Source organism: Halobellus sp. GM3 (assembly GCF_052545375.1).
Window position 1 is genome coordinate 213,599 of sequence record NZ_JBQWLT010000001.1, and the last position, 10,661, is coordinate 224,259.

Here is a 10,661-nt window from a genome sequence, read left to right on the forward strand (position 1 = left end):
GCCCGTCCGAGAGCAGTCGGACGGTCTGTCTCAGAAGTCGAGACCGACCGCGGAGGGAGTCACGTCGACGGCGGCGTCGCGGAGTTCCTGTTTGTGCTTGACGGCCAGTCCGACCGTGAGGACCGCCCCGTACAGCGCGATCCCGAACCACCCGTAGGCGACGATCGTCGCGCTGAGGGACCCGACGCTTCCGAGCACCCACGCTGCGGTGAGAACGCCCCACGCGCCCATTCCGGCCACGTACAGATGCAGCGGCGTACTGCCCAGCGAGTGGGCCTCGAAGCGCTTCCGATGCCGTCGATCGGTCCGAAACAGCTGATAGTCGTCGTGAACGCGCATCGTGACCATCGTCCCGGCCAAGACGGCGCCGACGGCGGCGATCGCGAGCCACCCGTACCCGATTGTCGCCGGGTCCATCCTCAGGCCGGTCCCGGCCCACGCGATCGACCATCCGGCCCACACCACTGCTGCCACGCCGTACCCGCGGTAGGTTTGTCGTACTATGTTGGGTAGTGCCATACTAACGTGTGTGTGCAGACACATAATAAAGTTTGAGGGTAAATCAGCGGTTGTTTCTCGTAGTGACTGCCAAGAGCGGGACCCCGCTCCGTCTGGCGCGGGAGGAAGCCCACAACCCCTTTGGAGTCGATTCCGATCCGGTCTCGCCGAGTCGACACTTCTTCGGTCACCGACCCGTTCGCTAGATGATTCCGACCCCACCGCCGACCAATCGGACTCCCACCACTGTGAGCAGTCCCAACACGACGAGCCGACGGGAGCGTTCGCTGGCGGTGGCCCGGAGCCGCTTCCCGATGGCGACACCGATCACGGCCGGCAGCGCAGCGGCGACGGAGGCGACCAGAACGGCGGGACTCGGGTAGAGCCCGAACAGCCCGGCGACGGCGACTCGGATTCCGTTGAGTCCCAAGAATACGAGGGCGACGACGCCGACGAACAGCCCGTGTGAGAGGTCGAAGCTCCGGAGGTACGCGATGAGCTGGATTCCGACGTTCGTCCCGCCGAACAGGAGTCCCGAAACACCGCCGATGCCGAGCATCCCGACCCGCGAGTGACTGAACGCATCCGCCCCGCCCGAGGACAGTTTCGGGAGCGGAATCCGTCGCTGGGCGGTCGCGACGAATCCGAGAGTCAGCACCCCGAGACCGACACGCAAGGGACCGCTCGGAATACGACCGAGGGCTGCCATTCCGACGACTGTTCCGGCCAACGACGCACCGATGAGGGGGGCGAACCGCCGACTACAGGTCCGGAGCTGTTCCCCGGAGAGGTCCCCCACCAGCGAGAGATTCACCGTGAGGATCGGAATTATCATAAATACGACGGCCGTTGCTGGATCGATCATCGTCGCGAGCGCCATGGTCCCGACGACGGCGAACCCGAAGCCGGCGAGCCCGTTCGTCGCTCCGGCGAGCAGAATGACGAGCGTCATCAGGGCGACGGTCGTCCATCCGATAGCGGGAATCATTTGTCAGTGGGCCCGCGCTGCTCGTATAGCCTTGGGGGTCTCGGTCGAGCCCTCGCCCAGTGGGCCGCCCTGATGCGGGCAGTTGGTATCGAGAGCGGCATATTCGTCGTCGTAACGAGTCATTGCCACGGAGGTGTCGCCACAGCTGATCGCCTCGACTCGGCCCTCGGGTAGCTCACCGTGGGAAGCGCCTTGTAACAGACTATATTTCCGCGTGTCGCGTCCGCGGGCGAGTTCTCGGCCATATTCTTCTCAGCCGTTGAGAGGAGATTTAATAGCACCGTGGCCGTTCAGCGGCGTTTCACCTCACCACCGCAGTTATATACTGGACGCTGGAGTTCGTCTGCGTCGACGACGCCGATCCCGAGATTAGGGAATCAATCCGCGACTGCAGCCGTGGGCTTGTCTGCGGACTCTCGGTCTGCCCTCGAATTGGCCTCTGATATATAATAAACCCGATAATATCTCGTCCATCGGCGGTGGATGACAATACGGGTGAACCGAGCCAACCGTTCGACCTTCTGCCCACGTTCCCGTCAGTTGACGTTGTTTGCTGTGCCCTGACGGGAGCGGTGTCAGGGATCCTGACTGTCTTTCGAGTCCGGACTTCAGAACGTGATGATCTCGTAGTCGTCGTCGACCAGCGAACGGACACTCGGGTGGCCGTCGTGGTCGTCGAGCGTCACGACACCTGCGTCGGCGACGGCGTCTTCGACGCCGAAGGCGCCGGAACAGAAGTCACAGACGGAGGCCTCATCGCGGACGGTCTGATATAGTTCGTGGTAGTCGCTGTCTTCGTCTTCGAGTTCGGGAACCCACTGCGTCCCCGCCCCGTCGAAGATGAGTTCGACCTCGTCGCCGTCGGTCTCGGCGAATTCCTTGGCTGTTTCGAGGCCGTTCACGACCCGACCGACGTTTGCGTGTCCTTCGGTTCCTGCGAGGATGACGACTGCTGCTTTTGCCATTGCGCCCTATCCTTTCGCTCGGGGCCGTATATGCTGGCCGTAGCCGTGCGAACCCGACGCGGCTACGGGCAAGAGTTATATAACCGGTCCGTCGCGACGCCTCGTCTGTATCGATGACTGCGGCTGAATCGGACCGCTTGACGCGGTCAGTGCGAGTGACCGCTGTTCCCGCGATGGAACTGCCCCGAGAACCCACGTTGGACGACTTCGGACAGGGCGGGGTGGATATGGACGGACTCGCGGATGTCTCGAACGGTACCTGACCCCGCTTTCATCACCACGACGACCTCCTGAATGAGGTCGGACGCCTCTGGGCCGATGACGTGGCAGCCGAGGATTCGGCCGTCGAGATCGATGATGGCCTTCAGGAACCCGTCCGCCTTCATCGCGCTCCCGCGCGCGGTCTGGTCGTAGCGATACGTTCGCGTCGCGTACTCCCGGCCGGCGTCTCTGAGTTCCTCCTCCCGCGCGCCGACGCCGGCGACCTCCGGCGAGGAGAACACCGCGAACGGCATCGCGGTGTAGTCGACCGCTTCGAGCTCATCGCCGAAGAGGTTCCGGGCGACGGCCTGCGCCTCGTGGTTCGCGCTGTGTTTCAGCAGGTACTCGCCGACGACGTCGCCGAGCGCCCACACGCCGTCGGCAGTCGTCCGGAGGTGCTCGTCGGTCTCGACGAAGCCCCGGTCGTCGGTTTCGATCCCCGCTGCGTCCAGATTGAGGCGGTCCGTATTGGGTGTCCGCCCCGCAGCAACAAGCAGTTCGTCCCCTGTCACGGTCACGGACGCTTCGTCGCTGACGCCGCCGTCGGGGCCGTACTCGTACGGGTGTGCCTCGACGGTGACTGTCCCGTTGTCCTCCGAGACCGCGGTGGCCGCGTGACCCGTGTGGACCGTGAACCGCTCGGCGTAGCGCTCGGTGAACGCTTCCGCGATCTCCTCGTCGGCTTCCGGAAGTAGATTCGGACGCCGTCCAATGATCGTCACGTCGCTCCCGAACGTCCCGAAGAAGTGCCCGAGTTCCGCGGCGATGTACCCGCCGCCGACGATCACGAGGTGGTCCGGTGGCGTCTCGAGCTGGAGCGCCTCGGTGCTCGTCAGGTACTCGACCGCTTCGATCCCGCCGATATCTGGAACTGCGGGGCGGGTCCCCGCGGCGATGAGGATCGTTTCGGCTCGGATTTGCGCCCCTTCGTCGGCGCCGCTCGCGATTTCGACCGTCCGCTCGTCGACGAACCGTCCTTCGCCTTCGTAGAGGTCGTGAGCGTTGGATGAGCGCAACCCGTCTCTGATCGATTCCGAGTCAGTGTGCACTTCCTCGTTGACCTCGCGGACGATTTCCGAGAACTCGACGTCAGCCACGTCCGCCTCGATATGGAACTCGTCGGCGCGTTCGATCGTCTCCAGCACGTCCGCGTGATACAGCAGCATCTTCGAGGGGATACACCCGCGGTTGAGACACGTCCCGCCGAGCGGGCCTTTCTCAACGACCGCGACCGACTGTCCTCGGTTCGCGGCCGCGTTGGCCACGTCTAACCCGGATCCCGATCCGATGACCAGAAAATCAACTTCGTCCATGTCTCAGTCAACGGCGGGCGACAGTAAGAATCATCCGCGGGTGTTCGATACGAGTGCATCCTGAATACGGACCCCTCACCGTTTTGAAGCGGATGGGTCCGCGAGTGTGCGACTGCGTTCAACGACCGCGCCGCGGTTTAATACTGCTCCCGCGTCTGATAGAACCGAAATATGGCCTCGATTATCGCCGGTCTGGCTGGCGGACTCGTCGCAACGATTGGTATGACCATCGTCATGATGGTGATGGGCGATGGCGGGCCACCGCCGACGGCGTCGCTGGTCGCGAAAGTCGTGGGCGGCGACCCCGAGGACCACGCGATGCCCGGGATGATATTGCATCTGATGTACGGCATCGTCGCGGGTGCGGTCTTCGCCGTCGGTGTGCCGGTAGTCGGCCTGAGTCTCGGGTCGATAGCTGTGGCGGCCGGCCTCGGCCTCGTCTACGGCATCATTCTGATGATCGGCGGGATGGTGTTCTGGATGCGGATGGTCATCGGGATGGAACCCGACCGCGATATGATGGTGATGTTCGGGACCGTCCACGTCGTCTACGGTGTCGTCTTGGGTGCCTTCCTCGGGGCTGGCGTTCTCGCCTGAGCGGATCGCCACCGACGCTTGCGCCCGCTGTATACAGACACTTCAGTACGACACACTCTCATGATATGGAACCGCTCGGTCGTCTTCGGTGGCGTCGTTTTCCTAGGCAGCCTGCTCACAGTCTCAGCAACACACGAGATAGCGACACTCTCACTCCAGCCCCCCGTGCTACAATCGCTGCCGATACCAGCCGGGTTTCCGGCTGCCCGGTTCCTCGCGCACTGGTGGGTGTTTCCCGCGTCGATTCTGTTTTCGACGATCGCGCTCGCGTCCGGCGTCTCGGGAGCGCTGTTCTTCAGTCCGTTCTTCATGCTGGTCGTCGGTCTCTCCCCCTCGCAGGCGATCGGTGCCGGCCTCTTAACCGAGGTGTTCGGGATGGGGAACGGGCTGGTGAACTACGTCCGCCAGCGGGTCGTCGACTACGCGACCGCGAAGTGGCTCCTCCTCGGTGCGGTACCGGCGGTCATCGTCGGCGCGTTCGCCGCGCATTACGTTCCGACGACGCTTCTCACACTCGCCTTCGGGGTCGGCCTCCTCGTTCTGGGCGGCTTTCTCGTGTATTACGACCCTCCCGAGGAGTGCGTCCCCGGCGAATGTGAAGGCGAGTTCCTCACACGGAAGAATGCCGGCCGTGGAGAGACGGTCATCGAAACGACGGACGGCGAGACGTTCCGCTACAACAACTGCTGGCGACTCCCCGGCGTCGGCCTCGCGACTGCGGGCGGATTCATCACGGGACTGATCAGTGCTGGGCTCCCGGAAGTCACGACGACACAACTAATCGTCCGGTGCCGACTCCCCCCGCGGGTCGCGATCGCGACGAGCGTGTTCGTCCTCGCTATCGCGGCCTTCGCGGGCGCCGTCGTCCACGCGCTGGCTGCGACCCCCGTCTGGTATATCATCGCTTGGTCCGTCCCCGGCGTTCTGATCGGCGGCACTATCGGCACACGCGTCGGAAAGTACGTTCCCAGCGAAATTATGGAACCGGCGCTCGGGGTCGTCTTCGCGATTGTCGGGGTGGTCGTCCTCGCGAGCGAGCTTCTGGCCTGATTCCGCGCCCGCCCCGATACCTAGTCGTCGGGGAACGACTCCCAGAACACGTCCGGCAGGGCTTGGTCCGGGTTCTCCTCGAGGTAGTCCTGTTTCGTCAGGTTCGCGTCCTCGATGAGCGCGGCGGCTTCGCCGGCCCAGACGTAGAACCCGATCAGCGTCTCGCGGCGCATCCGTTCGAGGTCGACCGAGTGATAGACGTTGACCACGCCGCCCGCCTCGCGGTTCAGTTCGGACCGCCGCAGGAGGCCCAGCTCAACCAACGTGTTGAGATACCGCGTGATGGTGCTCCGATCGTACCCCAGCGACTCGGCGACTTCGTTCGCCGACAGCGGCCCTTCGCCGATCACACACAGACAGATGTCGAGCCCCGCCTTCGGCAGGCCGAACGCCTGCAGGAGCACCTGCTTGACGTCCGGTGGCTTCACGCTCATCTCCACGTCCGTCACGCGCTCCATCGGCGTGTCGTGACAGGACATCGGCGGTTCGTCGCGGCCGAGTGCGAGGACGATGTTATCGCAGTCGGGGCACTCGTACAGATTGTACCGACTGGATTCGGGATCGTACTGTACCTCTCCGGACTCCGCCGCCGACTCGTCCGTCTCGTTTTCTACCACTAGCGATTCAGCCCCATTTCCTCAAGCATCATACGGACACCTCATAAATTCCGTTCTCTTATTTCTCTGCGTCATTTGCCGACGAATCGACGACGATCATCTCATCGACATCGAGTTCCAGTAGCTCTTCGCCAGTAATCGTCACTCGTGCGTTCCCATCGGCGGTCACTCGGGCCAGATCACAGGCCTCCAGCCCGTGGAGATGCGCTTCGATGGCGTGTTCGTCGGCGTCGAGCGTCGCCGCAAGCGCTTCGATAGTCGTCGTCTCTCGTGCTGTCGCGTCGCTGGCCACGGCGAGGTGTTCTAACACGGTTCGCCTCGTTATGGACATATGGACCGAGGGGGGTGCAGCCCCGATAGACCCGAGATCCGCGCGGTCGGGGTGCCCTGTGTACCACTCTCCGCTGATGGGCGTGCAGTACGTCGACGACGGGTTGTGGTGTGCATCGGACGACTGACGGTTATTCTTCTGCGGTTCGGCTGATGTCCAGCGTGTACGCTTCGAGCACGTCCTTGCCCAGAAGGACTGGATAGGCCATCTCCGACCGATCGGTGATGCTGGTCGTGACCGTGCGCCAGCGGCCGTTCAGACGGAGTTCGACGTCGACGAGTGGCCGTGTCTCTGTCTCACTCCCCGTTCCCGACCGGGCCCGAGTGGTGCCGACGAGTGGGCCTGCGCCGACCCGGCCGGCGAGATCGGTGTCGATACTCGTCCGTTCGGCTCCCGTGTCCGACTTCGCGATTGCGTGCTCGGCCCCGTCCCGGCCAGTGAGTTGTATCCGCGTCGTGTACCCGAGGAGACCGTCACCTCCCTTCTCTGCGACGAGTGGGGGTTACAATCGGGGACAGAATCGTCTAGGCTCGATTCCAGCTCACCGACCCGTGACGCCTCGACGCTCCCCCCTGCGCGCTCGATAGCGAGGCGAGAGATATGAGGCGCTACCGAGACGCCTGTCGCCGAAACCAGGCCCTTGAATCCCGCCGTAGCGTTGATTTCGAGTATGTACCAGTAGCCTCCGATAGACATCAGATCGACCCCGGCCACGTCCAATCCGAGGACGCTCGTCGCTTCTGTTGCGAGTCGACGTGGGGTTTCACCGAGTTCGCTCGTGACCCCTTCGACCCCGCCGCCGAGGGCCACGTTCGTTCGCCAGTCTCCCTCGGGAGCATAGCGTCGCATTGCGCCGACGATCTCGCCGCCCACTACGTAGACACGCACGTCCGATGGACGGTTTTCGGTGTCTTCCAGAAACTCCTGAACGAACGAGTGCTCGTCGCTTATCATCGGACTGATCGGACCGCTCGGCGCGACGATCGACATCTGCTGCCCGTTTGTCCCGATGGTACGTTTGTGTGCGGCGTCGTCTGGGAGCTGCACCGGCCACTTTTCGGGGGTTCGCGGTGAGTTCACAACGGGTGTCGTCTCCGCGTAGAGCGCGGCGAGTTGGAGGTCTTCGAGCCGGCGGTCACTCTTCGTCAGGAGCAGTCGGTTCACGAGGACGTCGACGCCCGGCGAGAGCTGGACGGTGCCCGCTTCGATCCACGAGGCGACGTTCTCGTCGCGGATCCACACGGGGTCGTGCCCCAGCGCCCGAACCGAGTTCAGGATCGCTTTGGTCTCCTTGCTGTTGTGGGTGCTCAACACGCCGACCCGTTGTGTTCCGGCGTCGGCCTGCGCACGCTCGATGCACGAAGACCGCGTCGAGTCCGTCACACCCGCTGGCTCGGGCGAATTGGAGGAGACTGTCATACGCGTTACTCTGGTACAGATTTGGGGCGACAATCATTACGCGTTCTGCGAGCGTGTAACACAGTTACAACCACTCTCCCGATTTAACCCGATAGGGAACACCATCTCGGGGCAGATGACCGCCCAACAGGCAGATGCGTTCACATTCGCCGGTGGCCGGGTAGAGCCGGGCGAAACCGAGGAGTTTCGCTACCCCGTGAGCGAAACGTATCTCGGCGATCCGGTTCGAATTCCGGTCACGGTCATCAACTGGCCACGGCCCGGACCGACCGCGTTTCTCTCGGCCGCCATTCACGGTGACGAACTCAACGGCATCGAGGTCGTTCGAGAAGTCGCTCAGGAATGGGACCACTCGGAGGTCTGTGGGACGCTCGTCTGCCTCCCTGTCCTGAACGTCCAAGGGTTCGTCGCACAGGAGCGGTACCTACCAATCTACGAACGGGACCTGAATCGAGCCTTCCCAGGTAAACAGGGCAGTACGAGCTCGAACCGGATCGCCTATCGGATATATCATAACTTTATCGAGCCCTGTGATTTCGGCCTCGATTTCCACACCTCGACGCGGGGGCGGACGAATATGTTCCACGTCCGCGCGGATATGGACGACGAGGGGGCAGCGCGACTCGCCCGCGCCTTCGGAGCGAACCTCATTATGGCCGGTGAAGGCTCCTCGGGGATGCTTCGTCGCGAGGCGACTGACGATGGTATCCCGACGATCACACTCGAGATGGGGGAAGCACACCGCTTCGAGCGAGAGCTGATCGACCACGCCCTCGATGGCGTCCGAAGCGTCTTCGCTGAATACGGGATTTACCAACAGGAAACGGTCCGGTGGCCGGGATGGCGGACTGTGATCGAGGGCTGGAGCGAAAAGACGTGGCTCCGGGCCGACGCGGGTGGGATCGTGGAAATGAACTGCGAACGGGGGGAGTTAGTCCACGAAGGCGAGACGATTTGCCGGATCACGAATCCGTTCAAATCCGATGAAACGACCGTTGAGGCCCCATTCACCGGACTGCTCGTCGGGGTACTGGAAAACCCGGTCGTCTATCCAGGAAACCCACTCTGTCACTTCATACGGATCGGCGATATGCAAGAACGAATCATCGAGGAGCAGCGTGGCGTTCCACACGTAGCCTAATCCCGTGTGCCTCACAAACCGAGACAGCACAGTGTTTACCACCACGCGACACCAAGTCAAACAAGTTCACAATGAGCGGATCCGCGTCCACCACCGACCCCTCGATCACGTTGTATCGGCTGCAAGCCTGCCCGTTCTGCGAGCGCGTCGTTCGCAAACTCACGGAGTACGACCTCGACTACCGCTCGCGGTTCGTCGAGGCGATGCACTCCGAACGTGACGTCGTCAAGCGCATCAGCGGCAAGCGCACCGTTCCGGCGATCGTCGACGAGAACACCGGCGTGACGATGTCCGAGAGCGCGAACATCGTCGAGTACCTCGAGAACACCTACGGACCGGAGGCCTAACCGATGGATCTCGATTTCGACGTGGTCGACCTTGAGGAGTCGAACCATCCCGACGACGGAGCGAAAGCTCCCGATTTCGCCCGCCCCTTGGTGAACGACGAGTACTGGGAGGACGTTGCCCTGTCGGAACTCACTGCCGCGGGTCCGGTTCTCCTCGTGTTCTACCCGATGGACGGCGCCTTCCCGGCGACGTACATCTGGAACGAACTGCGTGATCGCGCGTGGGACGACGACTACGACGTCACGATCGTCGGGCTCTCAATCTCGTCGCCCTACGAGCACAAGACGTTCATGGAGGAGCGCGAGATGTCGTATCGGCTGTTCAGCGACCCACAGAACGGCGTCGCCGAGGAGTACGGGATCGTCAACGACCTCGACGGGATGGCCGGCATCAGCGAGCCACGACCCGCCGTGTTTCTCCTCGACGGGGAACGGACGATCCAGTACGCGTGGGTGGCCCAGGAATGGCCTGAATTCCCCGATTACGACGAGATCGAAGACGAACTCGCCGTCCGCTGACTGCCCGCAGTAGACAGGGACGCACCGGGCGTCCGCCAGGCGCTGAGTCTCGCGTCTTCAGCCGCGGGAGGACGTCAGAACCAACAGGACTTTTCGAGCCTCGCCCGTGTCCCGGCTATGGACAAGATACGCATCGACGACGTCGATGGGGAAATTGACTCCGCGACTGTCAAGCGGCCCTTGACCGACGCGATCAGCGCCGCCAACGTGGCGCTCAACTACTACGAACTGGCACCGGGGGATAGCTTTGCGTACGGGTACCATATGCACGAAAACCAAGAGGAGATCTTCGTTGTTCAGGACGGGCGGGTGACGTTCGAGACGGAGGAGGGAGACATCGATGTGGGGGCGGGGGAAGTGATCCGGTTCGCGCCCGGCGAGTACCAGCAGGGGACCAACACCGGTGAGGAGCCGGTCGTCGCCTTGGTTCTCGGTGCGCCGCAAGAAGCGGGTGAGTCGAAAATCCTCCGGGAGTGCGTCGACTGCGGCGAGCGCACCCCGAATACTATCGAACGTGCTCCGGACGGTCACGCCAAGATCACTCGGTGTCTGGCGTGCGGAACCGAAACGGGACGGTTCGAGTAGCCACGTCGCGCTCGAGGCGGCTCGAAACCG

Annotated in this window: 14 protein-coding genes and 1 pseudogene; 6 read left to right on the plus strand and 9 right to left on the minus strand. The window is 63.1% G+C overall.

All coding sequences use genetic code 11. The annotated features are described in order from the left end of the window. Positions 1-30: 30 nt before the first annotated feature. The 5 genes from ACT3HL_RS01095 to ACT3HL_RS01115 all read right to left on the minus strand — a co-directional run bounded on the left by ACT3HL_RS01095 (position 31) and on the right by ACT3HL_RS01115 (position 4,025). Positions 31-519: a hypothetical protein gene (locus tag ACT3HL_RS01095; protein WP_445084958.1), complete on the minus strand. Its 489-nt coding sequence runs from the start codon at positions 517-519 to the stop codon at positions 31-33. Between the two features lie 181 nt (positions 520-700). Continuing rightward, positions 701-1,486, minus strand: coding sequence for a TSUP family transporter (locus ACT3HL_RS01100; protein WP_445084959.1), 786 nt, complete (start codon positions 1,484-1,486; stop codon positions 701-703). A 3-nt stretch (positions 1,487-1,489) separates the two neighbouring features. Continuing rightward, a complete protein-coding gene (locus ACT3HL_RS01105; RefSeq protein ID WP_445085274.1) occupies positions 1,490-1,687 on the minus strand; it encodes a Rieske 2Fe-2S domain-containing protein in 198 nt (65 codons plus the stop codon). Positions 1,688-2,094: 407 nt separating this feature from the next. After that, positions 2,095-2,451, minus strand: coding sequence for a DsrE family protein (locus tag ACT3HL_RS01110; RefSeq protein WP_445084960.1), 357 nt, complete (start codon positions 2,449-2,451; stop codon positions 2,095-2,097). A 146-nt stretch (positions 2,452-2,597) separates the two neighbouring features. Next, positions 2,598-4,025, minus strand: coding sequence for a dihydrolipoyl dehydrogenase (locus ACT3HL_RS01115; protein ID WP_445084961.1), 1,428 nt, complete (start codon positions 4,023-4,025; stop codon positions 2,598-2,600). Positions 4,026-4,196: 171 nt separating this feature from the next. On the opposite strand from ACT3HL_RS01115, the gene ACT3HL_RS01120 reads away from it, so the two are divergent. Together ACT3HL_RS01120 and ACT3HL_RS01125 are read left to right on the plus strand one after the other, a co-directional pair. Then, on the plus strand, positions 4,197-4,622 hold the full coding sequence (locus ACT3HL_RS01120; protein ID WP_445084962.1) for a hypothetical protein: 426 nt from the start codon (positions 4,197-4,199) through the stop codon (positions 4,620-4,622). Between the two features lie 60 nt (positions 4,623-4,682). Next, positions 4,683-5,672, plus strand: coding sequence for a TSUP family transporter (locus tag ACT3HL_RS01125; protein WP_445084963.1), 990 nt, complete (start codon positions 4,683-4,685; stop codon positions 5,670-5,672). A 20-nt stretch (positions 5,673-5,692) separates the two neighbouring features. Here ACT3HL_RS01125 and ACT3HL_RS01130 read toward each other — a convergent pair whose 3' ends face one another. The 4 genes and pseudogenes from ACT3HL_RS01130 to ACT3HL_RS01145 all read right to left on the minus strand — a co-directional run. Beyond that, the gene (locus ACT3HL_RS01130; RefSeq protein ID WP_445084964.1) at positions 5,693-6,289 is read right to left on the minus strand and encodes a helix-turn-helix domain-containing protein; all 597 of its coding nucleotides are present in this window, start codon (positions 6,287-6,289) and stop codon (positions 5,693-5,695) included. Between the two features lie 58 nt (positions 6,290-6,347). Further along, complete coding sequence (locus ACT3HL_RS01135; RefSeq protein ID WP_445084965.1) at positions 6,348-6,620, minus strand: hypothetical protein; 273 nt, start codon at positions 6,618-6,620, stop codon at positions 6,348-6,350. A 130-nt stretch (positions 6,621-6,750) separates the two neighbouring features. Then, the gene (locus ACT3HL_RS01140; RefSeq protein WP_445085275.1) at positions 6,751-7,068 is read right to left on the minus strand and encodes a putative ATP-dependent zinc protease; all 318 of its coding nucleotides are present in this window, start codon (positions 7,066-7,068) and stop codon (positions 6,751-6,753) included. Positions 7,069-7,277: 209 nt separating this feature from the next. Beyond that, a pseudogene (locus ACT3HL_RS01145) lies at positions 7,278-8,039 on the minus strand (ATP-grasp domain-containing protein); the annotation flags it as partial. 115 nt (positions 8,040-8,154) lie between these two features. Between ACT3HL_RS01145 and ACT3HL_RS01150 the strand changes: the two are divergent. The 4 genes from ACT3HL_RS01150 (at position 8,155) to ACT3HL_RS01165 (ending at position 10,631) form a co-directional block, all read left to right on the plus strand. Beyond that, positions 8,155-9,180 carry a succinylglutamate desuccinylase/aspartoacylase family protein gene (locus tag ACT3HL_RS01150; protein WP_445084966.1) on the plus strand — a complete coding sequence of 342 codons (1,026 nt, stop codon included), beginning with the start codon at positions 8,155-8,157 and terminating at the stop codon, positions 9,178-9,180. Between the two features lie 71 nt (positions 9,181-9,251). Continuing rightward, entirely contained in the window at positions 9,252-9,527 is a 276-nt protein-coding gene (locus tag ACT3HL_RS01155) for a glutathione S-transferase N-terminal domain-containing protein (RefSeq protein WP_445084967.1), read from the plus strand. A 3-nt stretch (positions 9,528-9,530) separates the two neighbouring features. Continuing rightward, positions 9,531-10,046: a redoxin domain-containing protein gene (locus ACT3HL_RS01160; protein ID WP_445084968.1), complete on the plus strand. Its 516-nt coding sequence runs from the start codon at positions 9,531-9,533 to the stop codon at positions 10,044-10,046. 117 nt (positions 10,047-10,163) lie between these two features. Beyond that, positions 10,164-10,631, plus strand: a complete 468-nt coding sequence (locus ACT3HL_RS01165) for a cupin domain-containing protein (RefSeq protein WP_445084969.1) — start codon at positions 10,164-10,166, stop codon at positions 10,629-10,631. Positions 10,632-10,661: the final 30 nt, after the last annotated feature.

Bases quoted from the DNA above. Each gene is read 5' to 3' on its own strand.
- ACT3HL_RS01095 (WP_445084958.1), bottom strand. From the start codon at position 519: ATGGCACTACCCAACATAGTACGACAAACCTACCGCGGGTACGGCGTG.
- ACT3HL_RS01155 (WP_445084967.1), top strand. From the start codon at position 9,252: ATGAGCGGATCCGCGTCCACCACCGACCCCTCGATCACGTTGTATCGG.
- ACT3HL_RS01100 (WP_445084959.1), bottom strand. From the start codon at position 1,486: ATGATTCCCGCTATCGGATGGACGACCGTCGCCCTGATGACGCTCGTC.
- ACT3HL_RS01115 (WP_445084961.1), bottom strand. From the start codon at position 4,025: ATGGACGAAGTTGATTTTCTGGTCATCGGATCGGGATCCGGGTTAGAC.
- ACT3HL_RS01150 (WP_445084966.1), top strand. From the start codon at position 8,155: ATGACCGCCCAACAGGCAGATGCGTTCACATTCGCCGGTGGCCGGGTA.
- ACT3HL_RS01125 (WP_445084963.1), top strand. From the start codon at position 4,683: ATGATATGGAACCGCTCGGTCGTCTTCGGTGGCGTCGTTTTCCTAGGC.
- ACT3HL_RS01165 (WP_445084969.1), top strand. From the start codon at position 10,164: ATGGACAAGATACGCATCGACGACGTCGATGGGGAAATTGACTCCGCG.
- ACT3HL_RS01135 (WP_445084965.1), bottom strand. From the start codon at position 6,620: ATGTCCATAACGAGGCGAACCGTGTTAGAACACCTCGCCGTGGCCAGC.
- ACT3HL_RS01160 (WP_445084968.1), top strand. From the start codon at position 9,531: ATGGATCTCGATTTCGACGTGGTCGACCTTGAGGAGTCGAACCATCCC.
- ACT3HL_RS01120 (WP_445084962.1), top strand. From the start codon at position 4,197: ATGGCCTCGATTATCGCCGGTCTGGCTGGCGGACTCGTCGCAACGATT.
- ACT3HL_RS01110 (WP_445084960.1), bottom strand. From the start codon at position 2,451: ATGGCAAAAGCAGCAGTCGTCATCCTCGCAGGAACCGAAGGACACGCA.